The sequence below is a fragment of the Coleofasciculaceae cyanobacterium genome (assembly GCA_036703275.1).
Taxonomy (GTDB): domain Bacteria; phylum Cyanobacteriota; class Cyanobacteriia; order Cyanobacteriales; family Xenococcaceae; genus Waterburya.
This window is the reverse complement of sequence record DATNPK010000020.1, coordinates 92,435-118,717: the sequence shown is the minus strand read 5'-3', so window position 1 is coordinate 118,717 and position 26,283 is coordinate 92,435. Positions and strand designations below refer to the sequence as shown.

The window sequence follows — 26,283 nt, the reverse complement described above, 5'->3', positions numbered from 1 at the left end:
AGCGATCGTTTAGTTACTCTTGACTTAGAAAATATATTATGGATAGTAATACCTATGAAGTTGTTATCATCGGTGGTGGGGTTTGTGGTACGGCACTGCTTTATACTCTAAGTAACTATACCAACATTAAGCGTATTGCCCTGATCGAGAAAGAAGCTGATGTAGCTTTAGTTAATTCTTTTACCAATAGCAATAGCCAAACTCTTCATTTTGGCGACATTGAAACTAACTACACTTTAGCCAAGGCAAAGAAAGTTAATGCTGGAGCAAGCTTAGTCAAAAACTATTTGCTGACTAAAGATAGACAGCGCGAAATCTATACTAAGTACCACAAAATGGTCTTAGGAGTTGGTGCAGAACAGGTTAGTAAATTACAAGATCGATATCAACAATTCAAACAGCTTTTTCCCGATTTAAAACTGCTAGACAAAACAGAAATAGCAGCCCAAGAACCAAAGGTTTTGGTCGGTAGAGATATCAACGAAGCAGTGATTGCCCTATTCACCAATCAAGGCTACACCGTAGACTATAATCGTTTGGCTCAATCATTTGTCGCCAATTCTCAAGCTAGTTCTGAGCGTAATATTGACCTGCTGTTTGATACTAAAGTTAAGCAAATAATCAAGCAAGATGACCAATACCAAATTAAAACCAAAGAGAAAATTATTCAAGCTAAAGTAGTTTTAGTAGCAGCAGGAGCGCACAGTCTGCTATTCGCTAAATCATTGGGTTATGGTCTAGATTATGCTTTGCTTAGCGTGGCGGGAAGCTTCTATTTTGCCCCTGGATTACTCAATGGCAAGATTTACACTGTACAGCGTCAAAAGCTGCCTTTTGCGGCCATTCATGGCGATCCCGAAGTTCACGATCGCGCGATCGCCCGTTTCGGGCCAACTGCTAAAGTACTGCCAATGTTAGAACGTCACAATTACGGCAGCATCATTGAATATTTCCAAACGGCGGGTTTAAGCATCAAGGCTATTTTAAGCTTTACCAAAATATTATCTGACCCGACTATTTTCCAATACATTGCCCTAAATTTTATTTACGACTTTCCGATTATTGGCAAAAGACTATTTATTAAGGAAGTAAAAAAGATAATTCCCTCAATTAAGCTGAAGGATCTTACCTATGCTAAAGGATATGGTGGAGTTCGACCTCAGATAGTTAACCTCAATACCCAGGCATTAGAAATGGGGGAAGCTAAGATTATTGGCGATCGCATTATATTTAATATTACTCCTTCTCCTGGTGCGTCTACCTGTTTGCAAAACGCTTTAGAAGACACCGAGAGATTAATCGATTTTTTGGGTGCTGGTTATCAATTTAACCGCCAACAATTCCTCGATGATTTATCTGCCACAACAGCAGCAACCCAGTAGTTGCTAAAAGTGTAGCTGCAAAAAATGCAGGGATACAAACAGGATAACGCTTCTGACTCCTGACTCCTGAGTACGGGCAAGGCAGTGCCTTGCCTCTTGTGACTTGTGACTTCTTACTTCATATTTGCTTCCTGTAATTTCCACTGTTCCCCTTCCTGCATTTCTAATAACCAACGGTGATACCTAATTAAACTGGAACGATGACCGACGCTGATAAAAGTAGTCTTGGTGTTGAGCAGATGTTGATAAAGGCCTGCCTCATTATTAATATCTAAGGCACTGGTGGCTTCATCAAGAATTACATAACGTGGTTTATTGACCAAAATTCTCGCGAAGGCTAATCTTTGTTGTTCTCCCAAAGATAAGATCTCATCCCAGTCTTTTTCGACCTCCAAACCACCAGAACGTGTGGCTAGATCGGCTAGGTTGACGGCTGCCAAAGCATGATTAAGCTGATAATCGGAAACTTCTAAATCATCATGGGGATAAATTAACTGACTGCGGAGAGTCCCCAGGATCATGTATGGCTTTTGCGGGAGAAAGATCATTTGCGAGAGATCTGGACGATAAATCGCGCCTGTACCAGAGTTCCATAATCCAGCGATCGCTCTTAAGATAGAACTTTTGCCACAGCCACTAGTACCCATAATCAGCAGTCCTTCCCCTTTTGGCAAGTCAATCGAGAGATTGCTCACCAAAGTTCTTTGATAGTTAGGAGTTTGCAGAGTCAGGTTTTTAAGAGCCAGCTTATCTTGTTTAATGGTGCTAATAGTAGGACAGGTTAAGATATCTTTTTCGGCAATTACTTTAGGATTGTCTAGGAAAACTTTAAGAGTAGATAGACGTTCAACGCTAGCAACAAAGGCGGTTAAGGATTGGAATTGCTCGACAATGAAATTCAGCGAACGAAAGATAATGGCGAAAGCACCTGCTGCCTCGGTAACTTTTCCTACTTCCAACTCACCAGAGAGAACCTTAGGCGCAATGATGATTGCGGGAAGGACATAGGGAAAGAAATCGTAGGCATGGGTAAACAAGCCCAGATATATTTCCTGCCAGAGAACCAATAAGTTATAGTTGCGAAAAGCTTCGCCAAATCTACGTTTAAGATTCTGGGTTTCTTGATTTTCTCCTTGATAAAAAGCGATCGCTTCAGAATTTTCTCTAATTCTGACTAAGCCAAAGCGGAAATTTGCCTCTTTTTTAATTTGATTAAAATTAATTTGAACCAGTTTTTTGCCGTAAACGCCGACCACAATTACCGTGCCGACAAAAGAATATAGGATCAATATATAAACTAACGTCTGAGAAATTTGCCAGAGCGCGATACTAAATGCAGCTACTTGAAAAACAGAGCTAACTATCGAGAGGAGAAAACTCAGAGAATCGATCGTAAAACCTTTAATATCTTCAGATATCCGTTGATCTGGGTTGTCAAGATCGCTATTCAAATTGCCTAATTCATAAAAAGCGCGCTTGCTAAAATAGCGATCAAGAAATTGATTAGTCAACCATCTACGCCAATAGTTGCCTAATATACCCTGAACATAGCGGAAACCAGCAAACAGCGGTACATAAATAACCAGGATAATAAAAAAAGTTCGGATTGTATTCCAGAAGCGATCGACTTGCTTAGCAGAAAGAGAAGAAATAACATCGCCCTGCTGCTGATTCAACAAAACGCTAAGTTGCGTGTATGCTACGAGTAAGACAAATAGCAAAGCCAGAAGACTTAAAGCTCCTTTTTTTTCGCTTCCCAACCAATAAAGCTTTGCCAGTGACCAAAACCGCTTAAATACCGTGAAGTTAAATCGATTCATTGCGTTTCTATTAATAACAGGGATAATTCTCGATAAATAATTACTCTAAAATTATTATGTTTTGGCTTGATACTCTTTGGAGTTAACTACGTAGTCTAATAAGCCAGCACAGGAATCGAACAGGAGATCGATTACCTCGTCAAAACCATCCTGACCGCCATAATAAGGATCGGGGACTTCTTTAGCCGTTTTTTGAGTAGCAAATTCGCACATTAGCCGCACTTTCGCTTCATATTTTCCTTCGCGATCGAAATATAAGATGTCCTGGTAATTTTCGCGATCCATAGCTAAAATCAGGTCAAAGTGTTGCAAATCAGAAGGTTTCAATTTACGAGATTTTCCTTGTAACTCGATTCCTCTTTTGATGGCAGCAACATTCATGCGTCGATCTGGAGATGCGCCGATATGATACCCCGAAGTCCCAGCAGAATCACAGATGATTTTAGCTGACAAGCCAGCTTCTTTTATAAGATGGTTCATGATATTTTCTGCTGATGGAGAACGGCAAATATTACCTAAACAGACAAACAATAATTTATAGGTCATGAATAACGGAAGATAATTGACTGTACTACCACATTGGTGTTTCTGGTTTACCTACTGTGACAATTGTGCCGAACAATAACTGGCATAATTTAACCATCAGACCCAAACTAAAATCAAACTTAAGCAGTTTGGTTTGCCCATAAACAATTATTTCGTCAATGTACCACAGAGTTAAGCAGACAAGCTGACAAAGTAAATTTAAACAGCATTAATAATTTGTCAGTCAACTTAGCAATAATTTAGGCAGTACATATTTTACGTACAGTATGACAACCGAATCTATAACCAATGACAAGTAAAAGTATTAGCCTCTAAATTCAATCGGGGACAACTTATATATCTATTGCTATTTCGCTTATTTATTTATCCAGCAGGACAATAATTCTATGTTTAGAACTAAAGTTAGAGAACGAAGAATTTTTACTAAGGGCAGACAGGTGCGCCGCCGTTTTTCTTGGTTAAGCGCGATCGCTTCAATAGCACTATTTTTATTGGTATTAGAGCTATTAACGCGCATCTTTATCGATCTTTCTGGCAGCAGAAGTGAATTTGCTCAGGCACAAGAATCGATTCTCGAGCAAGCTTATGGACTTAATTTCATTAACCCAGAATCTGGTGAAGACATAAAAAAGGGCGAATTGACGGCTAAGAGTGCTATTTCGGTAGGATATGAACTAATCGGCAATCAACAGAGCGAATATTGGCAAATTAACGAACAAGGATTTCGCGATCGCAATACTGTACCCCTAATTAAACCGAAAAACGAAATTAGAATCTTTTTGCTAGGTGGCTCAACCGCTTTTGGCTATGGCAATTCTAGTAATTCTACAACCATCAGCGCCCAGTTAGAAAAACGTCTACAAGAGCGTTTACAACAACAGCAAACTTCCCCACAGCTATACAAATCCGATCTACTTCCTGAGCGGGTAGAAAGGCAAAAGAATCTCGCCAAACCTGCGAAAATTAAAGCTGGCAACTATCGTGTGATTAATGCGGGTGTTCCTGGCTATGCTTCGGGTAACGAGTTAGCGCAGCTAGCTTTGCAAATCCTCAAATATAAACCCGATTTAATCGTCGTTCTTGATGGTTACGTGGACTTAATGCTTGATAGCGATCAAACAGCGACTCAAGTTCCTCTACTCAAACAAGATTTGGCAGCTCGCCCAAACAGTGTAGGAACTTATCTAGATCGATTTATTGAGCCTCTAAGAAACAACAGTTATTTGGTAAAAGTAGCTGAAAATAGATGGTTAAGCCGACAAGAAGCTAATTCTCAAACAGATTTTATTTTCGACGAACAAGCCTCCAACCTGGTCAAGCATTTACCTACAGACGAAGCAGAATTACAAAGCAGAGTCGATCGCTACATCGAACATCAAAAGCAAATGCTCAATTTGAGTACAGCTGCTCAAGTTCCTCTGTTGGTAGCCATACAGCCAGAAATCACGGGGCGTAATCCAAGTCAGCTGACGGATATCGAAGGAGAAATTGCCACTGAACTGGGCAGAAACTACATAGAGCGAGTTAAAGCAAGCTATCCTGCCTTTACTGAAGCGTCAGCAAAATTAGCCAAATTCTACCCGAAAAACCTTGAGGTAGTTGATTTATACCAACTGACCGAAAAATATCCTTCTCCTAGCTTTATTGATGCCATTCATCTGAATGAAGCAGCTAACGAAAAGGCTGCCGAACAGCTTTACTATGCTATTGCAGGATTTTCTAAAATGCAGGCAGTTCCCCAAGAACCAATACCAGAGTCAGCACCAGTACTCAGATCAAACAGATCTCAATCTTAGATCTAAAGAGACGGAGGGGCAGAGAGAAAATTCAGCTCTCTACCTCTTCCTCTTAAAGTCAAGCTTGTCTCTACTCTTGAATCGGAAACGCTTCATAATCACCCCCCAAAGATTCAACAATTGATTCAGTATTCGCCACCAGCATTTTAATATAGCTATCTCCCTTGCTTCCTGGTGCGCCAATGGAATCTGAGTATAGTTGCTGCGGTGCTAGCTGTACCCCTGCTTCCTCGGCAACGGTTTGAATTAACTGAGGATTAATCGTCGTTTCGGCAAAAATTGCGGGTATTTGCTTTTTTTTCAGCTCATTTGCCAGATTCTTTACCGTTTGCGCACTAGGTTGTTCTTCGGTACTGATGCCAATTAAGGTGCCGGCCATCTCTAAACCATAGGCACTGGTATAGTATTGAAATGCGTCGTGAGTCGTAACCAGCCTGCGCTGATTTTCAGGAATAGTTGCGATCTGTTCGCTAATCCAGCGATCAACTCGCCGTAGTTCTTTAATCAACTCCTGAGCATTAGTTCTAAATTCAGCTTCAGCTTCTGGAGATAATTCTATCAGGCGATCGCGAATTGCTTCGGTCATGGCGATCGCATTTGCCCCATCTCCCCAGACATGAGGATCGGGTTGTTGCTGTCCCTGATATTCAAAGTTCAAAGGCTTAACTACTTCTCCTACCGCATATTTATCTGCCTGAACTCCCGTGGAGTTGATCATCTTAATCAATCCAGGTTCTAGGTTAAATCCGTTATATAAAATTAAATCCGCCGTTTCTAACGCCACACTGTCTTGAGGAGTCGGTTCATACACATGAGGATCTGCACCTGGTTGCAAAATCCCTTGGTGTTCGATCGCTTCTGCGCCAATTCTTTCAGTCAAATCGGCAATAATTGTGCTGGTAGAAACTACCTGTGGTCGATCGCTATCTCCACTACCGCTAGAACCCGCCTCACATCCCCCAATTAATAAGCTTAAACAAACTCCTGTTGCTAAAAACCATCGACGAGTAAATTTTAATTGTTGATTCAACATTCGGTTTGTCCTATTGAACGCGAGATCTGCGCAGGAAACCTTTGCTTGTTTAATCGCGGTGTTGACATTGTTATCATATTTATTTCATAATATTTATCATAATCTTCTCATATTTTAATTAACAATACAGTGTAACTAAGAATATAAGCCTCTTTCGCAAGAGATAACATTGACGGTCAGTTTCTATTTAAATCTTATAGCTGTGGGCGGAGGGAAAAGTTAAAAATCTTGAATTTAATAATCTTAGATAGAAGTAAAAAAGCCTGATTAAATCTACTTATGGAGTATAGTAATGAGCTACGATAGCGCGATCGCAGTTGACAATCTAGGAGTTTGTTACCGTACAGTGGAAGCATTGCGCGATATTTCTCTCGATCTTATACCAGGGAAAGTTACAGGAGTTTTTGGACCTAATGGTGCAGGGAAAAGTACCTTAGTTAAAGCCATGCTGGGTTTAATTCCTGCCAACAGTGGTTCGGTATCCTATGATGGTCAACCCCTACAACACCACTTAGACAAGGTTGCCTATGTACCCCAGCGATCGCAAATTGACTGGACATATCCCGTAACTGTCTGGGATGTAGTCATGATGGGTAGAGTCCGAAAAACTGGCTGGTTTCGTCGTTTCTCTAGCGTTAGTCGTCGTCAGGGAATGTCTGCACTAGAACAAGTAGAAATGAGCGAGTATAAAAATCGTCCCATCGGTCAACTTTCAGGGGGACAGCAACAACGGGTATTTCTGGCTAGATCTTTGGCGCAGCAAGCTGAAGTATTCTTTTTTGATGAGCCTTTTGTGGGAGTAGATCAAAAGACCGAAAATATCATCTTTAATATTTTTCATTCCTTAGCAGAAGTCGGCAAAATTGTCGTAGTCGTCAATCATGACTTGGGCGAATCGATCGCTAACTTTGATGAGTTGATTTTACTTAATAAAGAACTAATTGCAGCAGGACAAAGACAACAGGTATTAAAAGATGAAAATCTGCAACGGGCATATGGTGGTAAGGTAATGTTTTTCTCTGAAGAAAATAATTAACCTCCTCGAAGATGATTTTTGGTCGATTTACTATAGCGATCTCAAACCTGCTAATAATTCTTCTTGGGCAGAAAAGGCGAGGTCACAGATTGATTTTTGCCAGTCAGGGCGATGGCCATAAAAAGCATCCAGCATATTCTGTTTAATAGTTTGAGCCTGGATACTCTTGATATCTCCGTAAGCGTGTAGCCAATGATCGGCGCGTAAAGCATGAAAAACTTCTGTCTCTGGTATCGTGCCAAATTCATAAGCAGCAGCAATACAGGTTAATTGGGCTAGTTTATTTTGCAAGGCGGAAATTAAAGTTCCTTGAGGAGAATAGGCAGCAACGGATCGATCTGAACCAGCAATAACTAATTTGTCCCCCCAAATTTCCGCAGCCAAGTTTTGTTGGTCGTTTGTATCTTCACCTAAGCTCATCAGTTGTCCTGTCGCGTATTGCCCTAATCCTGTATGGTAATCTAGTAAGCCGACTGCTTGTTTATCCAACAAATATCGATCGACTATTTGATTAAATACTCGATTTGTCCAGGTAGGAACTTCGCCACCATAAAAGGGTGCATACCAATATTGATACTGTCCTGTGGCTAAAGCAGCAATTCCTGATGGATCGCTGTAGAGATATTCCATAATTTGAGCTAAGGTTTGAACCTGAGTTTCTTCTGTCCACTGCGGAGGAACAATTAGATTAGCTAGCTCATCATAAACAGCGTTTTTGGGCAATGGTTGTTGAAAATCAATAAAGTTACGGTTAATATCTACTCCATCTTCGTTAACTCTGCGTAAGTGACTCATGCCATAGGGATTTAAACCATGAATCATCATCATAGCTACATTGCGATCTGCCCGATTATGCCACCCTGTTTTGATTGAGCCGACTTGAATACCAGAACCACAAAATCCTTCAACTCCGTGAGTTCCCGAGATTAAAATTAATACTTTTTGGGCAGCAAAATCACCAAACCAAGCCAAATCAAGATAAAGCTTTTCTCCTGCTATGCCTCGGAGGGGATGTTGCCAAGATCTAACAAAAGTAGCCTGGCGATCGCAAGCTGCTAAAAAATTATGACGAGCTTTTGAATACTTTGAATCGAAATGGAGATAATTCTCGTATTGCATAATCTCTAATTTATTGATTTAATCCCTCTCGAAAAAAACTGAAAATCAAGCAAAATTTTGGGCAAAGGCTATTGTTGGGTGCAGTATTTATCTTAATGCTTTACGTCAACCATTTGCGATCGCCTCTGATTCGGTACAAAATCATTTTTCTCTTGCTGCATCGATAACTGTTGATTCATAATCTTCCATCCCCGAAAGATGATAAATTTTGCTGTCTGTGTTGTGTGAGATATTTCTAATAGTACATTTTGGTTTAGTGATGGATGCGATGGGAGAGGGAGGAGCGGGGGGATTTGGGGACTTGGGGACTTCGTACTTCAAGGAGACTTTTGACTTTTCCTCTTCCCGCAGGATATCCGAAGGTGTATGCTTTAGCACAATGTGACTTCTGACTAACTTCCGCGTAGCGATACTAGCACTCAATCCTTAATCCCTATCTCCAATTACTGAAGCAAATAATGTAAAAAAACTTCCTGCTCAACTTGCTTAGTTTCTAACAGCATAAGTTTCTTTGCTTGAGACTGAATAAATCCTTTTCCACCAACGGGAGTAGGCGCATTACCGCCAAAAATTACGGGGCAAATTGTTAACCAAAGCTCGTCGATTAAATCCACAGCCAATAGAGATGCAATTAATTCTCCCCCACCTAAAATGGCTAGTTTGTCTAAATCTAATTTTTTGAGCTGCATTAGAGTTGATGCCCAATCAATTGTCGAGTTGTTTTCTTTGGTGCTGTGAGCAATTAAAATCCGCTCAAACCCGTTCTGCGATCGCCATTCCTTGACCCCAGTGGGTAGAGTAATTAACCATCGCGGGATGGGTTGTTGAAAAAAACGCCACTGGCGATCTAAATTACCTGATGCTGAGACGACAATTTGAACTGGTTGAGCTGTTTGCGATCGCTGTATTCTTGCCTGTAATAGTTGAGAATTAGATACAGACATGGTCGTACCATAAGCCCTCAAAGTACTTGCCCCAAATAGAACTCCATCGGCCAAGGAAATTTGCTGTTCCAGGTGAGTTTTATCGTTTTTAGAGCCAAAACGAGCCGCAGAACGCTGATAGTCGGCGATTTTGCCGTCGGCAGTCATGGCTAAGATGGCAGTAGTATGTGGTCTATAGTTCATCAAATCAGGTCAAAGTTGTCGATTTGCAGGTAGTTGGCAATTTTACTAATTTTACTAATTATTAATTTGAGCAAGCTCAATTATTCAACCTACAGACATGGCAAATATTATTAGAGTAGATATCATTAAAATACAACAGTAGAGATATAGTTTAAGCGTGAGCCTAAATCTTTTTTTATGGCACCTGGTCAATCCTCCTTCCGACGTATATTACTCTCACGCATTCTTTTGGTCAGTGTTCCAGTCTTATTGGTAGGAGTATATGTTACCTATAGAAAAGCCCGCTCAGCTTTTTTAGAGACTGCTAGACAAAATTTGACCGAAAGCGCAGTCAGAAAAGGAGAGATTGTCACACAATCAATTGAAGCTCTGCAAAATAATTTGGCTAGCGCTAGTGATGCGGCAATTTCTCGTTCAGATAGATTAGATTCTCAATTGTTAATTGCTCAACTAAAAGAAGTTTTGCCCACTGGTATTTTGTGCGCTCAAATTACCGATCTCACCACAAGTTTGGTTACCACTACCACCTGTAAAGGAGCGGTAGACTTAGAAACCAGTACTTGGCAAAAAAAGAAGCAACGCATCTTAACCACTCCTTCTCAAGTAAATGTTAAGCTGCTATTGCCCTCTACACCTTTGGTACGAGATTCGGAAGAAGCAAGTGAAAATCCTTTGGGTCGACAGCTTGAACTCTGGTTAACTGCCCCTATGTACGATCGCCAGGGTAATTTGCGTTATGCCCTCAGCGTCAAGTCGGCTATTTTAGCCCAAGACGTTATTGAACCAGGTTCTCTAGAAGGCTATCCTGTAGTAATCGATCAAGACGGTACTATTTTGGCTCATCCCTTTGTGCAGCGGGTAGGACGTAATATTGAGCAGATGCCTGACGCTCAAACACTGAGTAAGCTAATGGAAAATGCCCTCGCCAATAAATCTGATTTTCTGCATTTGTTTTATTTAGAAACAGACGGTGTGGAGTTAGTTACGGGATATAGTTCGATTCCTTCCCCCGTAACCAGTGCAAAGGGCCAAAAGTGGGTCATTCTTGCCGTTAGCCCGATCGATGCAGCCTTAGAACCTCTAAAAGATATTCGTCAAGCTTTAGTTGGTATGACTCTAGGCTTGATTGTAGCCTGTTCTTTAGCTACTTTGTATGTATCCCGTGAATTAGCTCGTCCTCTAGAGCAAATTAGAGATTATTCGCTTAAGGATGAACATCTGCACTCCAATAGCGATCGCCTACCCGAAAATTTCCAGATTCGCGAGTTTAATCAGCTTTCCCTATCTCTAAATGATATGGTAAATCGACTCAGAGCCTGGGGGACAGAAATTATCTCAGCTTGGAAAGAAGCCCAAGCTGCTAACCAGTTAAAAAGTGAGTTCTTAGCCACAACTTCTCACGAATTAAGAACCCCCCTCAACGGCATCATTAACTGTATTCGCGTAGTTCAAGATGGCTATTGTGATAGTAAAGAAGAAGAGCGCGAATTTTTGCAGCAGGCTGATGATGCAGCAATTCATCTTTTAGGCATCATCAATGATGTATTAGATATTTCCAAGATTGAAGCAGGTAAGCTATCGATAATGATTGAAAAGGTCGATTTGGGCAAAATACTTGATGAGGTAATCGATCTACATTTAGTCTCAATCCATCGTAAAAAGCTGGACTTGGAGATACCTGCATGGGAAAAGGAACTTTATGTTTTAGCAGATCCAGCTAAACTCAAACAGGTGTTAATCAATATAGTTAGTAATGCAGTCAAGTTTACGGATTATGGTAAAATTGCCATCCGCATCGGCACTAAATTGCCGACGAGCGATCACGAATTAGATAATTATCAATATTCGTTAGCCTCTCAAGTTAACGCTCAAGGTCAGTTTGCAGTTGCAGCCGATGACATCTTGTCTGACAACGAAGCATCAGAAACTAAAGAAGCTAATTTTTCCCAGCTCAATAGTCATCAAAGTATTAAACCCCAAGTTTTAATTACCATTGAAGATACTGGTATTGGAATCGAAGTAAGCCAACAGACTAAACTATTCAATCCGTTTGTAATGGTTGATGGCTCAACTACCAGAAAGTTTGGTGGTACTGGTTTAGGTCTGGCGATTTCTCGCAATCTGATGGAACTGATGCAGGGAAGCATATCGCTCCATAGTGAAGGAGTGGATCGAGGCACAACGGTAGAAATATCTCTCCCTCTAGCAGAAGTCGATCCAGATTGGAATTTGTAATTTAAAGCTAAAAAGCTAGGCAAAATTCAGAGATTACTTCTTAGCTTGGGGCAAAATTAACATGGCATCACCGAAAGAATAAAACCGATATTTATAAGCTATCGCCTCTTGATATAGACGTAAAAGATGCTCTCTACCAATTAAGGCACTGACCAACATCAGCAAACTAGAGCCTGGCAAATGGAAATTAGTAATCAAACCATCCACTACCTGCCATTGATACCCTGGATAGATAAATAGATTGGTTTTACCCCGAAAAGCCGCTAATGTTTCTGAGGGAGCTGCTTTGGCTGCCCCTTCTAAGGCTCTGGCAGCGGTTGTTCCCACGGCAATAACTCTACCTCCTTTGGCTTTGGTTGCTAAAATTTTGGACACAGTCTCTGGACTAACTTCAATCCATTCCTGGTGCATTGCGTGATCGGTAATTTGCTCTGCTTCTACAGGGCGAAAAGTTCCAATACCTACATGGAGAGTAATATAAGTCTGTTCGATACCCTGCTGCTGTAGTTTAGTTAATAATTCTGGGGTAAAGTGCAGACCTGCGGTAGGGGCAGCGATCGCTCCTGGCTGTTCGGCATATACGGTTTGATAGCGATCGCCACAAGAATTGCCCTCGGTAATATAGGGCGGTAAGGGAAGCTGCCCGTAAGACTCTAAATACTGAGATAAAGTCTTATTTTGAGGGAGTTCAAACTGAAGCACTCTACCTCCTGTTGCCTCATCTCGCCCTACTACCGTAGCCTGAAGCTGAAAGTTATCTAAAGGTGCGCGATCGTCTAGGCGCTCAAAAACAATTTTCGCCCCCATCGTAAACCGTTTTCCCGGTTTTACTAAAGTCAGCCAACAATTAGGCGCTCGCTCTTCAATTAATAGAATCTCTACCTTAGAGCCTGTCGTTTTGCAACCATAAAGACGAGCAGGAATTACACGAGTGTTGTTGAGAACTAGTAAGTCTCCTGGTTGAAGCCAGTTAGCTAGGTTGTAAAAAGAGTCGTGGACACAATCAAGCCGTGAATCCACTATCAGTAGACGAGAGCTATCTCTAGGGACAGCAGGAGTTTGAGCAATAAGGGTTTGAGGCAATTTATAGTTGTAGCTAGAAAGTAAAAAATCCTGGTTCATCTTAAGTTGTAAGTTCATTTTGCACGATCGACTTTGGGTAATATCCCCTATAGCAAATTTAAAAGATCGGGTGCTTTTCCCCAAGCGCAATTAACCTGTTTATTGTCAGACTAGATACAGGTTTCATGAAAAGAATGTTTATGGACTATCTCTATTTTCTGGCAAATGCCAGCGTGACTTTAAGAACAATCGAATATCTTCGCCAGATGAAGCATACAGTTAATGCTTCTTTGACTGTAATTCATCAAATTGACGGTTGGATTGTTAAGATTCGTTTTCCCCAAGCTCTCGAACCCAAGCTTCACGGTGATTTCTGCTCTTTTATGTCTGAGCTGGGCATTGTCTATGAAGCAGAAATGCGGCTGAAAATGGTTTTTTGGAGTTTAGAAACAGGACAATCTCCTGTTGAAGTGATGCGCCGTTATCAAGTTGCGGTAGTTTCTTACGGTACGCCAGACACCAAAGATATCGAAGCTTTTCGCCAGCAATTTACTAAAGGACTCGGCTATTGCCCAGAAACTTTAGCCTAGTGTCATTATGTAAATGTGCAGCTAAGAGTGATTAATCCCGCAATCAACATAATTCCCGAAGGTATAAATTTGCCAGTTTTAATTAAACGAATGGTGAACACCGTAATCAGTAACAGAATAATAATTTGACTCATCAGTAAGCCAGAATTATACCCTCGACTCTGAATCCCAGCCGCAATTAACAAGAGAATTGCGCTAAGACATCCAGAAATAAGCGAGGGTTTGCTTTTGGACTTGATGTATCCCCAAATGCCACCCAAACCAGAGAGTAATCCGTAGGCGATAGTGGCTAACACAGCTACTAAATTCATTTCTTAATACCTCGCCAAACATTAAACGAAAGTTCAATGCAGTAGTATAACAGTTCTTAAGCGGCTTAAAGCTTAGAGCCTACTTAAAGCTAAAAATTAATAACCAGAAATAATAGTCAGCACTCTTTGAGTATCATCAAGCTGCCCGACTATACGTCGTATTGGTTTTGGTGACATTCTAATTAGGGTAGGAGTAGTTGCTATCTGATGAATTGCAGCTTGTTCGGGATGTTTGGCTAGATCAACTACCTTCAAAGTATAAGGGCTGCTTAAACCCTCTTCTAACAGTCGATGAACATGGCTTAAAGTTTGTTCGGTACTAGGGCAATCGCTCTTGATAAATAAGCGTAGGACATAGCCCTCTGCTGGTTTTGAAGCTATAATTTTGGCAACATTATTCTGTAGCTGATGGTTTTCTCGAGTCGATTTGCCTAAATGTTTCGGGTCAAAACGAATAATTAAATCTTGTGGTAACCAGAGTTGAGGAAAATGCGGTTGATAAGTTTCAATTACAGCGCGGTTGCAATATTCTTCCTGCCAAGGGGCAATGTGCCAATTAGTCGTAGTTTCAACCTCAAACAATGCTTGCAGCAAAGGGATGTAACGTTGCACGGCGGGATATACTTCAGCAATGGTTTTTAGCTGTTGTGTCTGAGGATCTAACCAACGTTCGACAGTTGCCGTATATCCAGGCACTAAAAAATGGGGAGAATCGGCTAAACCCATGATTTTCTGTAATTCATGACACAAATGAATATGCCACTGAGTTTGTTTAGTAGGGTCTACGCCGTAAATTAGATCCCCCCCTGGGGTAAATAAAGCAATACCTTTAAAGACTTTGGGTAAAACATTTGTCATCGATCGTCGATCATTGATGAATCCATACAGCTAGTTTAGTCTAGCTATCTTGATTAAAGTCACTTTACTATTGCTAAAGAAGATTGCTTCAAAAGTAAGAGAAATTTAACCGCCAATTTCTCTAAGCACGATCAGCAAGATCAAAACCTCTCTAAGTAAAAGTCGAATATTTTAATGGCGTGTTCTTCAAATACGTTATTGAGACGATTAAATTCTCCCCCTAAGCATCATTGCCATTTCGTTAGGAGTTGGTGACATTTCTAAAGCGACTTCTTCAGTAATTCTACCTTCTTCATAGAGACCAAATAACGCTTGGTTGGTAGTAATCATCCCGTCATATTCTCCTTCTAGCATCAGGCTATGAATCTCATCGTATTTACCCTGCTTGATGTAGTCTTTGACAGTTTCGGTATTGACCATAATGTCGTGGTATGCCGCTCGTTTGCCGTCCGTGGTACGACACAATCCTTGAGAAATTACCGCTACTAAAGATTCAGAAATAGCAATTCGCATTGCATCTTGTTCTTCTGCTGTATAGAGCGTCAAAATCCTTTCAATAGTCTTAATTGCACTATTGGTGTGTAAAGTTCCCATGACTAAGTGACCCGTTTGTGCCGCTTTTAAAGCAATATTGACCGTTTCGCGATCGCGCATCTCCCCGATTAAAATAATGTCAGGATCTTCGCGCAAAGCTGCCTTGAGCGCATTATCGAATTTGCGAGTATTAATTCCAACTTCTCTTTGTTTGATTAAAGAACGTTTACTACGATGTACAAATTCAATCGGGTCTTCGATAGTAATAATATGCTTAGCGTGTTCGGTATTAATGTAGTCCACCATTGCTGCCATTGTGGTAGATTTGCCCGAACCAGTAGGTCCTGTAACCAAAATTAGACCTTTGTGTTCATCGGAAATGTCTTGAAACACTGGAGGCAAGCCTAACTGTTCGACAGTCAGAATTTTCAGCGGAATTAAGCGCATGACCAGTGCAGGACCTCGCAGAGTATCAAAAATATTGATCCTGACTCGGGCAAACTCGTATTGAGTTGCCCCATCAAATTCTAAGTCGCGTTTAAATCGCTCTACTTCTTGTTCGGTCAAGACCTCATGTAGCCAACTCATAAAGGTGTTGAGGTCGGTTTTTGGATATTTGGTTAACGCCATTTCACCGCGATCGCGCATTCGCGGTACTTCTTCAACTCCTAAATGGATATCGGAATATCCTTGTTCATAAGCTTTGGTGATAATCTCCTCCAAAGAAGGGTGACCTGAAGACGGTTTGGGTTTAGCATTCTTTTTGTCAGCCAATTGATGATGATTACTAGCTGAGGATTGTCCAGTCTGGGCAATTTTTGTTTGGGCTTGTGTTGCCGCGACTGAATTAGTATTGGTTCTGCCTAAAGTTGACGGAGGCGGAGGCGGAGGCGGAGGTGGAAGTGGTTGTGAGCCTACTTTTTGATTCATTTTATGGTTGTTATCGAGTACTGTCATCTTTTATATAATCAGTATGCCCAGTCCCTCCTGTTTTCTAACTATCTTCCCTCCTTATTTAATCGCTTTAATGGCAATTTTTCCGATAAATCAGCCCAAAACGCGTTTATTTATCTATTTTTAATTTACTTATTGATGTCCAATATTTTTGGCATTCCCTAATTGGGAAATTACTTTTAGCCAACAATTTGTAACTGAGACATTGTTAGTTATTAGCTTTTAGTTTTGATTGCTGCTGCAACAAAAGTTTCAGTTTTGGTAGCGTAAAACTTATTAATAATAGTTTTAAGTATTTATACCTATATAGTATGCCGTAATTAAACAAGATCGCCAATATTGAAAATTTCGCGATCGATAGCTATATATGCTCAAAAACAGCTTAAAGTCTTGATTTTATATCGGGGATCGACAAAAACTAATCTGTAGAACAGTATAAAAATCCAGTTTAACTACAGCTTTATATACAGACAAATGTAAAAATATATTTAAAAAACATATTTTATTGATTATATTTTCCTATACTTAGTTATATCGATAGGAAAGAGCTAAGATTTGGCTCGCAAATTCTTTTTTAGTTGTTGTTGATGAGTCTTAAAATTATGGAATTAATACGAAAGAATAGTTATTTTGGTTTGATAAAAAGCTTTTTAATTTGGAGTTTTACTTTGACAGTATGCCTACTTGTAGTGGGTTTTCCAGTTGGAGCTTTGCTGGTTGTAATAGGTCTTTTAGCGACAATTATTTTGCAGACGGTTATCCCTGCTAGCGCAGTTTTGCTAGTAACGGGAAGCATTTTTAGCCTTAATATTGCCATTGTTTTAATTAGTGCTGCCGCTCTTGCTTTCAAAGGAATTCATCCAGAACAAGTAAGCTGGTTAAATTGGCTACACGGGCAAAAAGATTTAATGAATACTCCCGTTTACGCTTCATGTCCTCTAACTTGTCAGTTTGAGAGCGACAATTAAACCGATCGCCAGCTAGAAGAATCACACAGTTTGCCTGTTTCTTTTCTTTCTTGGATTGCCTTTGGGGCAACTGAAATTTCAACGATAAATATTACCTTGGGTTCGCAGTAGCAGATGCCCAATTGAAAAGCCCAGTGTATACTGGGTTTTTTACGTTTTAGAACAATTAGTTTTATTGTTGAGTTGAGGTAATATGACCACACCAATTTCTGTCGGGGTAATATTAGGAACTCGCCCTGAGGCAATCAAGCTCGCCCCAGTTATCAAACAACTTAATAGTTTAACTCAGCTAAAAATTCATCTTATTCTTACAGGACAGCATCGAGAAATGGTGGATCGAGTGATGAAGTTGTTTGACTTAAAAGTCGATTACGACTTAGGCATTATGAAACCCAAACAAACCCTAACCAGTATTACCTGTGATAGTTTGCAGGGATTAGAGCGGATTTTTGCCACGCTCCAACCGCAGTTAATCTTTGTCCAGGGCGATACCACTACCGCCTTTTCCGCTGCTTTGGCAGCATTTTATCAGCAGATTCCTGTAGGTCATGTTGAAGCTGGCTTACGTACCGATAATTTGTATAATCCCTATCCCGAAGAAGCTAACCGGCGCTTAATTTCACAAATTGCTCAATTTCACTTTGCCCCGACTAAATTAGCCGTAGAGAATCTGCAAAAATCTGGAGTAACAGGAGAAATTCATCACACTGGCAACACGGTAATTGATACCCTTTTGACCGTAGCAGACAGTAAACCAGAATGTCAGGTAGCTAATTTGGATTGGTCAAAATATCGAGTATTGCTAGCCACAGTTCATCGTCGCGAAAACTGGGGCAAACCCCTAAAAGATATTTTGACAGGATTTAAGCTTATCTTAGAACGTTTTCCTGATACAGCTCTACTCCTACCTCTACACCGCAATCCTACCGTCCGCGATCCAATTAAAGCAGCACTAGGCGATCGCCCTAGAGTATTTTTAACTGAACCATTGGACTATGGCGAATTAGTCGGGGCGATCGCACGTTGTCATCTGTTGTTAACTGATTCAGGAGGATTACAAGAAGAAGCTCCCAGTTTGGGTAAGCCTGTTTTGGTACTGCGAGAAACCACAGAAAGACCAGAAGCAGTTCAAGCGGGTACAGCCAAGCTAATTGGTACTAATCCGCAAACAATCGTTGATTCAACCGCAGAATTACTGGAAAATCCCACTCTCTACCGGCAAATGGCAACTGCCATCAATCCCTTTGGTGATGGTCAAGCCTCCGCCAGAATTGTTAAAATTGCTCGCGATTATTTACTTCGATAGTTGGTAAATGTACGATTAATTGGTTATTGGTCAACGTTACACCGCCGCTTGCCCTCATTGCGGTAAGGACAAGCACCCACCGCATTGGGTGCGACACGAAGTTAGTGCTAAAGCATACCGCTCCGCATATCCTAAAGGATAAGCTTCGAGACCGAAGGGAATCCTTTAGGGCAAATGCTAAAGCATACCGCTCCGAGACCGAAGGGCGGAGTGCGGTTTATCCGTGAATCCTTTAGGGCATATGCCTGCCTTGACCGCGGAAGGCGGTCAAAAGACGAGCGATGCACCATGCAGTATTTGAAGCAGTGTGGGAAAGTGAAAAAATAATGTCCAAACACCGAGACAATATAGCATCGTTACATTAAGTTAAAATACTACCCCAGCTATATTACGCAAACTATTGAACATTTCAGCAATTTCAAAGGTCATCATAAAAAAGCAGCTATAGAACAAGCTAGGATTCTGGTCTAATAAACGCATAGGAAGTTTGGTGACTGTGCTGCTAATTTGTTTTCTATTAACCCAAAGAGATACACCAATACCGAGCAAAGCTCCTACCAGGATATCAGTTGGATAATGTAATCCCAGATAAATTCTGGGAAGACAAATAACAAAGATGGCATGAGCGATCGCAATAGTGCCTAAAATACGTGAGACAAAAAATAATCCAGTAGCCAAGGTAAAAAATAACATAGCATGATCGCTAGGAAAAGAACTCCATCCTTCTAGGAATTGTTTTTCTAGAGGAAATTGCAGTGCTATCTCAGGATTGTGCAAAGGTCTTAATCGGAAAGGAAGCAACAAAGCTAGTAGTCTTGCACCAACAACCCCCACCGAACTAGCTAAAACTGTTGTTAAAATGTGTTCGCGATTTCTTTTTACGCTCTTAAAACTGTCTTTCTGAAACCAACCCCACCAAACTAAGGCTATGATTACACCACCTTTGAGCAACGCATTATCACTGATAAGTACTACTAGATTATCAAACTGTACCGACTGTTTAGCAAATTGATTAAAGAAACTAATAATTGAATAATCAAATAAATTCATTTATATTACATACGCCTAAGAAGATAGTTGGTAAGTACATAAGATTAATGCCAAAATATTAGACCAATGCGCACGAATAAAACACCAAACGTTGTTACCTATTACCTCACGGGCTTGGTAGTTCCGAAGTGATTTATGCTTCGGAGTCTATTGAATGCCTTAAATACAAATTAACCTTAGTTTAAACTAGTTTAAATTAAGGTTAACAAAAAGTATAGCTTCAATCTTTATTCCATAACGCGTGCAACGCCTTATTACTGGCAGTTCCCGACCAAAAGGTAGGCAGCCCAATAGTAGGGATGAGGTGGTAGCTGCTTGAGTTCTGGCAGTGGTGGATCGATCCGTAAAGACTCAATTGAAGCTAGTTGAGCTTTTTGCAGGGCAGCAACTTTTTTCGTAGCTGGATTTTCTAACTCGCGATAAAATTGGCTCATCAATTTGGCTGTTGAGTCATCTTCCACCGACCACAGGGAAGCGATGGTACTGCTTCTTGATCGCACTGCCACTCCAGCCAAACCTAAAATAGCCCGTTCATCTCCCGTAGCCGTATCACAGGCACTCAGTACAATTAATTCGGGCTGGGTACCGTTTGAAGCGAGTAAAACACTTAGAGAATTAAGATCGATAGTCTGGCGATCGCCTGTTACAATAAAAGTTTGTTCGGGATCGGAACTAAATACGCCGTGGGTTGCCAAATGAACTACGGGAAAACCTGCCTGAAGTTGTTGCTTGATATTATTAGCGGTAAACTCTTGATTCAGTAGCTGACGTGATTGAGGAAAAATAGCCTCAATTCGGCTCAATTCCTCAGGAACATTGTTCAGGGCAGGAAATATTTCTCCCTGAATTTCTATCTGCTGACTTAACCCAGCTGCTAATACTTTAAGCTGTGTTCTAGGTAGTGGTTGAGAGTTTAATAGCTGCAAGCTAGGGGCTAGTGCCACACCATATTTTTCTAATAAGTACTGCTTACCGTCATACAGTGCAGCCATTGGTATGTTTTGTAATCTTCCGTTAAGAACGAAGACTAGAGTTTCAATTCGATCTGAAGCTAGTTCTGTCTCTAATGGTTCAATCAGCCAACTATAGATTTGTTGTAAGGTGGGTAACAAAATTCGCGTATTTTCCTTTAACTCCCTGGGGTCAACAGGAGTAGTGCGAAAAATATTGACCGCAGAATTATCGATGCTTTGGTTATAGAGGCTGTCGTATAGTAAATCTAAAGTTTGATTGACGCTAGTATCCCGAACAGCAGTAGTAAATCTCTGTAAGGGTTTTCCTGCTACCGACAGAATTACCTCCAGGCGATCGCTTAATACAATCGGATAAATTACTGCTGCTTGAGGATCTAACTCATCAATAGTTACTGCAACATTCGCCGTCTCTGAACAGGGATCTTGAAAGAAATTATCGAGTTCTGCCAGTTGCAGAGATTCAATAACCTGACGAGCTAATTCTAGATTATTGCTAGTTTGGGGCGTATTGGTATCGATCGCGCCTAAAGATTTTAAGGCTTGAGGATTATTGTTGGCTAGGAGTAAATCGGCAAGCTGAAGATATACGGGCTTAACTTCTTGGCGAAAGTTAAATTGAACGAAGCGATCGTTGGCGTTTAAGTCGGTACGTAAAGACTGAAGAGTATTGAACGCCAAAGTATAGGCAGCGATCGCTTCGTCTGTGTTGCCCTCTCGTTGTAAAAGTTGTCCTAGTTGAGACTGCCACAGGTAACTTATCTCCCTCGCATCACCATCAATGTTTTGTGCCTGGGCTAAAACTAAAGCCCGATCGGTCAAGGCGATCGCCTCAGATAGTTTGCCCTGCTGTCCATAATATTGCCCCAAGTAGCCTAAAGCATAGGTTTTTCCCAGTCGATCTCCAAGCTTACTAGCTTGTTGCCAAGCAGTCTGGAGAATTGGTTTTACTTTAGCAGTTTGCCCTAGCTTGGTTAAACTTTTAGCATAATTAATCTGAGCATAAATTCCTTGATGACTAGGAGCAAGTTTAGCTAGGTTGTTTTCTATGGCAGGAATTAAGCTATCTCTGGTTTGGCTCAATCGAGTAGTGAGCAAAGCTGAAAAATTATCTGCGGCTTCGATTAATCTGGTTTGATCGAGTCTTTGCCAAGATTCAATACGCCTTTGAGATTGTTGTTGCCACCAAGATTCAATTTCAATTAGTAAAGCTAAATAATTAAGCTGTGCTTGTACTTGAGTAATCAGCCGATCCTGCTCTAGAGCAGCTCGTTCATAAGCAACAAAAGCATCTAAATAAGGTTGTATCGCCATTTTAGGTTCTTGTCGGTCGATAATTTCCGTAATTAGATCGTAGCTCCAGCGATCGCGGACTCGATCTCCTAATGCTTGTTGGACATTGCCTAATGCTAATAAAGTCGCTCCCAACTCAAACGAATTCTCAGTTGCCAACTCACTTAACTTAAGCAGTTTTTGAGATCGTGTTAACATTCCTCGACGTTGTAAAACGCTGCCCAAACTACGTAAGCCAATCCCTTCAACGATAGTTATGTTGGTTTTATCTTTAAATGTCTGAATCAACAAATCTAGCTGAGGACTACTACAGTCGGGATATTCAAGCGCGAAAGCCTCAAGTAGTGTGTTACAGGCTCTAGGATATAGCCCCAAATCCTGCAAAACTTGAGACTGATTAATCAAACTCTTAGTTTTTCCCAGGCGATCGCCCTGAGCTTGAAATGCTGTTGCCGCTTCTTGCCAAGCACCTGCTGCTTGAGTAAATTTTCTCTCATATAACTGCTGCGCTCGGACGGCTATTTGTAGAGCATCGGCTTGAGCTTGAACTGGCGGATGGAAAGCCACGGCTAACCAACCTGAGAGTAGCGGTTTTTCGACTGAGGCGATCGCTAATATAACTTTCGTTTAATCTTCCCTCAATTACATTGACTTTAATCTCTGCCAGGCTACCTTCGACTATTTGTATTTTTATGCTTCCTGACTCTAAATTTTGTTCTGGAACATAAGCTCCAGAAGTAATGTAGCCCTGTTCGACATAAAGATCGGTAATCGCATTAGCTGCCTGCACCAGTTGAGCAAAAGAAATGGGCTGACCTGTAAATTCAGCGATCGCCCTTTTTAATTCGGCCTGGCTAAACACAGTACTTCCTGTAAAGTCGAATTGTTCGACGACAATTTTTCCTGGTATATCTAACACCGATTCAGGTATGGGAGGAGCGGGTAATTCATTTAAGGGGCTAGATCTAGGCTGCAACGGTTGGGGCTGAGGTGGTTGTGGGCGATCGGGAGTCAGCGGCTCAAAATTTTGGGCCGTTGCCGAATTAGAACGTAAACAAGCCAGTAGCAATAGTAAGCCGTAACCTAAGTTTTTTAGTTGCTTGATGCTACAAGAGCGACCAAAAGTAGATAGCTGAAGACTAAAAATTATTGCCCAGTATATTGATTTATCCTGAGCGTTGCCGTTTATCTTTAGCATTTATCATTTAACATTTACCATCTGATTCTTGTCCTAGTCGAGTGTCTGTTTTCAGCGATCGCTATTAATCTCTAATTGTCTAATTGTCTTAAAGCTTCCTCGCCAAAAGTTAAGATTAAAAACTTTGTCCGCTAGATAAGTTCCTTTAAATCACAATATTTGTTATAATAACTTATCTAATTGCCTGTAATTTAATCTTACTGCTACTGTGATACTTAGAAACTCAAGAGCCTGAAAGTGATCTACAGTAGGAAAAACTATGGTCAAATTAAGCTTTGTGACAACTATAGCAGCAGTACCAACAATCACTCTAGCGATCATAGCTCTATCTTCTACAAGGGGAGAAGCTGCAAGTGCAGTTAATGTTACTTGTGATCGTCAAGCTGCTGCGCCTACAGTAATTGCTACTTTGTCAAATCAAAAAGCTTCACAGATTACTCCTATCCTGTCGTTTTTACCTCAATATTTCTCAGCGCAGCAAGCTTCTATACTTTGCTCAAGCACGGCAGAAAAGCTAAACGCTTTTTACAGTGAAGATCGGATGAACTATTTAGCTAGCGACACTATTGATGCAAAACCAGTTGTCTGCGCTGTAGAGCGAAGAGGTTTGGGTTGCGATAGCTATAATAGCGAGGTTTTATTTTCCCTAGATCAGTCTGTTAATCCTACTGAACTTTTGTACAATATGCTGGGAGATAACTTTAAAGGTTCTCAATTACCATCATCTAGAACTGTAAGTCGCATTTATACTGACCTAAGACCTTTATGGTGGCCATTTTAGCTAGGGTTACTATCAAAATTAGCGCAGTGAAGACATGGTAGAAAATTGGCTACACTGATTTTTTGCTTCTGCGGCAATTTCATAGTCTGGTTTTAGCTTAAGAGAACGTTCAAACGCATTAATACCTAAAGAGTTTTGTTCAGACTGACATAAAGTTTTACCCAGATAAAACCAGGTTTGAGCCTGCTGTGCTTTAGTCAATTGAGGATTTTCTAGTGCCTGTTCAAATTCTTCTTGAGCCTCCTGATAGAGTTTTGTTTGACTCAGAACGATCGCCTTGCCTATTTGAGCTGGAAAATAGTTGGCAGAATAAGTAACAGCTTCTTCATAGGCATCGATAGCATCTTGAAGGCGATCTTTCTGGCGGTAACCATTGCCCAAAAGAGTCAAAGCCACGGCGAACTCTCCGCTAATGCTTTCTTGACCCTTAATTGCTTTTATTTGCTCTAATACTTCAATTGCTTCTTCAATTACGGTTAGTGATTTTTCGTTTTTTCCTAAAGCTCTGAGAGATTCACTTTTGTTGATTAAGAAGATCGGATCGCTTTGATCGAGAGCGATCGCTCGATCAAAAGCAACTAAGGCTTTTTCATCTAGCTGAAGGTGGTGTAAGGCTTCACCTTGACAGTTCCAAGCATAAACCGCAGTAGGTTCAATAATCGTAGCCGTCGAACAGGATTCTCGCATCTGTCCATATTTTTGGAGTCCAGCCAAGGCATATCCTCGATTAGTCCAAGCCTGAAAATAGTTACTATCAAGCTTTAGCAATCGATTATACTGCGCAACAGCTTCGTCAAAAGATTTTTGCTTGAGTAGTTCATTGCCTTTTTGAAAAGCTAACCTAACTGTCATCCGCTTAGCTAGATTATTAAAAAAAATAGTTAATAATCCAATCAAAGTCAGCAATAATAAAATGTTTTTGAGTTTGAAAAAACCGTAGTTATTTTGTGGTGATGTACCTCCTAACATAGTATGGTTTTTGTCTTGAGAAATAGTAGGTTTGTGCAAACTATTCAGAGAACTCTGCTGGTTTAGTTCTCTTGTTGCCCAACTAAGATTGAACACTGATTTATATATCGGGTTAGCCACAGTCAAGTTATTTTGTTGCTTTACCACCAATCCCATATTGAGCAATTCTTGTTGCGCTATGCTTTTGTCTATTAATACCGTTTCGGTTAGTATTTGTTGATAAAGTCTTAGCAACCGATCTCGATGACAGTGCTGATTATTAAGCAGGCGATCTTTAATTGTTTTTAAATGCGCTCCCAGCTCATTATTTTCCCAATCATGCAGCACTTTGGTTTCAACCAAATAATCAATCTGCTTCGCTTCTTGGTTTAAAATCAAACTCTCGCTGTTTTTTGAGAGAAGTTGAAACAGTTTTTGAGTCAAAAATGATTGCCCCCCAGACCAAATCAATACTTGATTTAAAATTTGTTCCGAATAAGTCTCCTGACCTTCAATTTTGAGCAATTTTCGCTTAATCTGAAGAAAACCTTCATGAATTTTCTGAGAATATTCAAGCTGTTCGGTTGATTTCAACTGCGACGCTCGATTAGCTATTTTTGAGTTATCGTGTCCCATAATGCGATCGCTAATATCTGAATTGATTACTGCTGCTACTGGGATCTCAACTACGTTGGATTGAGGCAAATCTGAATTAAGGTAACGCAAAAAAAAGTCTACCGTGGTTTGTTTGAGCCAGCCTTTAGCGATCGCCAGTTCACCAAATTTTTGTTGAGTTTGTTTTTGTTCGTTTAAAATTGCCTGAATCTGCGACTCATTTAATAATGCCGCTTGTTTCAAATATTGACCGATTGGTTGTTTAGGCTGTTTCGGCAAATTAAACCACTGTTCTGCAAAAAAATCAGCTGTCTTAGAATTAATTCGTCCCTGTCTAGCTAAAATTTCGCCAAGTTTCAAATTATTATTAGTTTGCTGCTGTTGTTTAAGAGCTTGTTGAACCTGGGCAGCAGATATTAAACCCGCTTGCTGCAAAACCGCCCCCAAAGAAACTTTATTTCGTGAGTAAGACACTGCTTTTTATAAAAATGAATCTATATTACGGATAGTTTAATCAATAAACCGCCTAATATGATATGTTATTTTAGACAAATGTAGTGTGGCTAACTAATTTGTAGATATATATTTTTGGCAAAAGAGAAAAATATTAATTCTTGCTTGATTAAAAATAACTTTGATACTATTGCTCATATCAATTATCTTATCAATAATCGAAGCTAAGTTAGATCATTGTAGTTATGGTAAAGATTATGCTTTAATTTGATGATTGTTGCATTGTCCAATTTCCAA

The 26,283-nt window shown here is 40.5% G+C and carries 23 protein-coding genes; 8 read left to right on the top strand and 15 right to left on the bottom strand.

The genetic code is table 11. The annotated features are described in order from the left end of the window. Window positions 1–38 precede the first annotated feature (38 nt). A complete protein-coding gene (locus V6C71_04235; GenBank protein ID HEY9767702.1) occupies window positions 39–1,382 on the top strand; it encodes an FAD-dependent oxidoreductase in 1,344 nt (447 codons plus the stop codon). A gap of 113 nt (window positions 1,383–1,495) precedes the next feature. On the opposite strand, the gene V6C71_04230 is transcribed toward V6C71_04235, so the two are convergent. Together V6C71_04230 and V6C71_04225 are read right to left on the bottom strand one after the other, a co-directional pair. Continuing rightward, on the bottom strand, window positions 1,496–3,202 hold the full coding sequence (locus V6C71_04230) for an ABC transporter ATP-binding protein/permease (protein ID HEY9767701.1): 1,707 nt from the start codon (window positions 3,200–3,202) through the stop codon (window positions 1,496–1,498). A gap of 54 nt (window positions 3,203–3,256) precedes the next feature. Beyond that, on the bottom strand, window positions 3,257–3,748 hold the full coding sequence (locus tag V6C71_04225; GenBank protein ID HEY9767700.1) for a low molecular weight protein-tyrosine-phosphatase: 492 nt from the start codon (window positions 3,746–3,748) through the stop codon (window positions 3,257–3,259). Between the two features lie 386 nt (window positions 3,749–4,134). Between V6C71_04225 and V6C71_04220 the strand changes: the two genes are divergently transcribed. Then, window positions 4,135–5,544 (top strand): SGNH/GDSL hydrolase family protein, encoded by a 1,410-nt coding sequence (locus V6C71_04220; protein ID HEY9767699.1) that lies wholly within the window; start codon window positions 4,135–4,137, stop codon window positions 5,542–5,544. Window positions 5,545–5,614: 70 nt separating this feature from the next. On the opposite strand, the gene V6C71_04215 is transcribed toward V6C71_04220, so the two are convergent. Then, on the bottom strand, window positions 5,615–6,577 hold the full coding sequence (locus V6C71_04215; protein ID HEY9767698.1) for a zinc ABC transporter substrate-binding protein: 963 nt from the start codon (window positions 6,575–6,577) through the stop codon (window positions 5,615–5,617). A 292-nt stretch (window positions 6,578–6,869) separates the two neighbouring features. Between V6C71_04215 and V6C71_04210 the strand changes: the two genes are divergently transcribed. Then, complete coding sequence (locus V6C71_04210) at window positions 6,870–7,613, top strand: metal ABC transporter ATP-binding protein (protein ID HEY9767697.1); 744 nt, start codon at window positions 6,870–6,872, stop codon at window positions 7,611–7,613. Between the two features lie 30 nt (window positions 7,614–7,643). On the opposite strand, the gene V6C71_04205 is transcribed toward V6C71_04210, so the two are convergent. The 3 genes from V6C71_04205 to V6C71_04195 all read right to left on the bottom strand — a co-directional run bounded on the left by V6C71_04205 (window position 7,644) and on the right by V6C71_04195 (window position 9,859). After that, window positions 7,644–8,732 (bottom strand): DUF2817 domain-containing protein, encoded by a 1,089-nt coding sequence (locus V6C71_04205; GenBank protein HEY9767696.1) that lies wholly within the window; start codon window positions 8,730–8,732, stop codon window positions 7,644–7,646. A gap of 141 nt (window positions 8,733–8,873) precedes the next feature. After that, window positions 8,874–9,155, bottom strand: a complete 282-nt coding sequence (locus V6C71_04200) for a hypothetical protein (GenBank protein ID HEY9767695.1) — start codon at window positions 9,153–9,155, stop codon at window positions 8,874–8,876. 20 nt (window positions 9,156–9,175) lie between these two features. Then, the gene (locus tag V6C71_04195) at window positions 9,176–9,859 is read right to left on the bottom strand and encodes a RibD family protein (protein HEY9767694.1); all 684 of its coding nucleotides are present in this window, start codon (window positions 9,857–9,859) and stop codon (window positions 9,176–9,178) included. 177 nt (window positions 9,860–10,036) lie between these two features. Here V6C71_04195 and V6C71_04190 point away from each other — a divergent pair, with 177 nt between their 5' ends. After that, a complete protein-coding gene (locus V6C71_04190) occupies window positions 10,037–12,094 on the top strand; it encodes an ATP-binding protein (protein HEY9767693.1) in 2,058 nt (685 codons plus the stop codon). Window positions 12,095–12,127: 33 nt separating this feature from the next. Here V6C71_04190 and queA read toward each other — a convergent pair whose 3' ends face one another. Then, window positions 12,128–13,234 (bottom strand): tRNA preQ1(34) S-adenosylmethionine ribosyltransferase-isomerase QueA, encoded by a 1,107-nt coding sequence (gene queA / locus V6C71_04185; protein ID HEY9767692.1) that lies wholly within the window; start codon window positions 13,232–13,234, stop codon window positions 12,128–12,130. Between the two features lie 122 nt (window positions 13,235–13,356). On the opposite strand from queA, the gene V6C71_04180 reads away from it, so the two are divergent. Further along, window positions 13,357–13,746, top strand: a complete 390-nt coding sequence (locus tag V6C71_04180; GenBank protein ID HEY9767691.1) for a hypothetical protein — start codon at window positions 13,357–13,359, stop codon at window positions 13,744–13,746. A 5-nt stretch (window positions 13,747–13,751) separates the two neighbouring features. On the opposite strand, the gene V6C71_04175 is transcribed toward V6C71_04180, so the two are convergent. The 3 genes from V6C71_04175 to V6C71_04165 form a co-directional block, all read right to left on the bottom strand. After that, entirely contained in the window at window positions 13,752–14,057 is a 306-nt protein-coding gene (locus tag V6C71_04175) for a TMEM14 family protein (GenBank protein HEY9767690.1), read from the bottom strand. 96 nt (window positions 14,058–14,153) lie between these two features. Next, on the bottom strand, window positions 14,154–14,915 hold the full coding sequence (locus V6C71_04170) for a circadian clock KaiB family protein (protein ID HEY9767689.1): 762 nt from the start codon (window positions 14,913–14,915) through the stop codon (window positions 14,154–14,156). A gap of 207 nt (window positions 14,916–15,122) precedes the next feature. Beyond that, window positions 15,123–16,379 carry a type IV pilus twitching motility protein PilT gene (locus tag V6C71_04165; GenBank protein ID HEY9767688.1) on the bottom strand — a complete coding sequence of 419 codons (1,257 nt, stop codon included), beginning with the start codon at window positions 16,377–16,379 and terminating at the stop codon, window positions 15,123–15,125. A 713-nt stretch (window positions 16,380–17,092) separates the two neighbouring features. Between V6C71_04165 and V6C71_04160 the strand changes: the two genes are divergently transcribed. Beyond that, window positions 17,093–17,371 carry a hypothetical protein gene (locus V6C71_04160; GenBank protein ID HEY9767687.1) on the top strand — a complete coding sequence of 93 codons (279 nt, stop codon included), beginning with the start codon at window positions 17,093–17,095 and terminating at the stop codon, window positions 17,369–17,371. Here the strand turns inward: V6C71_04160 and V6C71_04155 are convergent. Further along, entirely contained in the window at window positions 17,368–17,574 is a 207-nt protein-coding gene (locus V6C71_04155; protein ID HEY9767686.1) for a hypothetical protein, read from the bottom strand. The genes V6C71_04160 and V6C71_04155 overlap by 4 nt on opposite strands. Here V6C71_04155 and wecB point away from each other — a divergent pair. Beyond that, window positions 17,565–18,677 (top strand): UDP-N-acetylglucosamine 2-epimerase (non-hydrolyzing), encoded by a 1,113-nt coding sequence (gene wecB, locus V6C71_04150; GenBank protein ID HEY9767685.1) that lies wholly within the window; start codon window positions 17,565–17,567, stop codon window positions 18,675–18,677. The genes V6C71_04155 and wecB overlap by 10 nt on opposite strands. 366 nt (window positions 18,678–19,043) lie before the next feature. Here wecB and V6C71_04145 read toward each other — a convergent pair whose 3' ends face one another. The 3 genes from V6C71_04145 to V6C71_04135 form a co-directional block, all read right to left on the bottom strand. Next, window positions 19,044–19,727 (bottom strand): phosphatase PAP2 family protein, encoded by a 684-nt coding sequence (locus V6C71_04145; protein HEY9767684.1) that lies wholly within the window; start codon window positions 19,725–19,727, stop codon window positions 19,044–19,046. A gap of 254 nt (window positions 19,728–19,981) precedes the next feature. Continuing rightward, complete coding sequence (locus tag V6C71_04140) at window positions 19,982–22,558, bottom strand: CHAT domain-containing protein (GenBank protein ID HEY9767683.1); 2,577 nt, start codon at window positions 22,556–22,558, stop codon at window positions 19,982–19,984. Beyond that, window positions 22,485–23,189: a POTRA domain-containing protein gene (locus V6C71_04135; protein HEY9767682.1), complete on the bottom strand. Its 705-nt coding sequence runs from the start codon at window positions 23,187–23,189 to the stop codon at window positions 22,485–22,487. Before V6C71_04135 ends, V6C71_04140 begins: the two co-directional genes overlap by 74 nt. A gap of 259 nt (window positions 23,190–23,448) precedes the next feature. Between V6C71_04135 and V6C71_04130 the strand changes: the two genes are divergently transcribed. Continuing rightward, entirely contained in the window at window positions 23,449–23,970 is a 522-nt protein-coding gene (locus V6C71_04130; GenBank protein HEY9767681.1) for a COP23 domain-containing protein, read from the top strand. Between the two features lie 18 nt (window positions 23,971–23,988). On the opposite strand, the gene V6C71_04125 is transcribed toward V6C71_04130, so the two are convergent. Beyond that, complete coding sequence (locus V6C71_04125; GenBank protein HEY9767680.1) at window positions 23,989–26,007, bottom strand: tetratricopeptide repeat protein; 2,019 nt, start codon at window positions 26,005–26,007, stop codon at window positions 23,989–23,991. Window positions 26,008–26,283: the final 276 nt, after the last annotated feature.